The organism is Undibacterium sp. Ji50W (assembly GCF_049340445.1).
Lineage (GTDB): Bacteria > Pseudomonadota > Gammaproteobacteria > Burkholderiales > Burkholderiaceae_D > Undibacterium.
The window spans coordinates 1-681 of record NZ_JBMPOX010000066.1; the positions used below are offsets into that span (position 1 = coordinate 1).

1 protein-coding gene is annotated in these 681 nt (G+C 56.7%); it reads right to left on the reverse strand.

What is annotated here, in order from left to right; genetic code table 11:
* A partial coding sequence (locus ACO0K9_RS28010; protein WP_422990681.1) for an IS630 family transposase occupies positions 1–663 on the reverse strand: 663 nt, incomplete at its 3' end.
* Between the last annotated feature and the right edge of the window lie 18 nt (positions 664–681).

Consider the following 681-nt stretch of genomic DNA (forward strand, 5'->3'; position numbering starts at 1 on the left):
GACCTGCCCATCTAATACATTGAGCGCGGCAAACAGCGTGGTTGTTCCGTTGCGCTTGTAGTCGTGGGTCATCGTTTCAGCTCGACCTTTCTTTAGTGGCAGTCCGGGCTGGGTACGATCCAGTGCCTGCACCTGGCTCTTTTCGTCGCAGCACAATACCAGCGCGTGCTCGGGCGGTGACATGTACAGACCGACAATGTCTTCGAGTTTCTCGACAAATCTTGGGTCGCGCGAGACCTTGAAGGTCTCGACCAAGTGGGGCTTGAGGCCATTGGCCTGCCAGACCTTGAGCACCGTCGTATCCGAGATGCCAAGCTTGTCTGCCAACTTGCGTGTGCTCCAATGAGTGGCACCTTCCGGTTTCGTTTGCGTCGTCACGCGCACAATCTCCGCTGCATCTATACGCGGCTTGCGACCACTACGCGGCAAGTCGGCAGAAATCGCTACCACGCCGCCTTGGACAAAACGGGTACGCCAAGCAATCACTTGACCCCGGCTGATTTCAAGCCGTCGCGCAATCTCGTGATTGCCCACACCCTCTGCTGCCAGCAATACAATCCGCGCTCGTCTTACGCTACGCGCGTCGAGCGTCTGCGATCTCACTCGGCGCTCCAGTTCGGTTCGTTGTTCATCCGTCAGATTAATTGGCTTGCCCTGATTCATCATTCGATCCACAGAAAG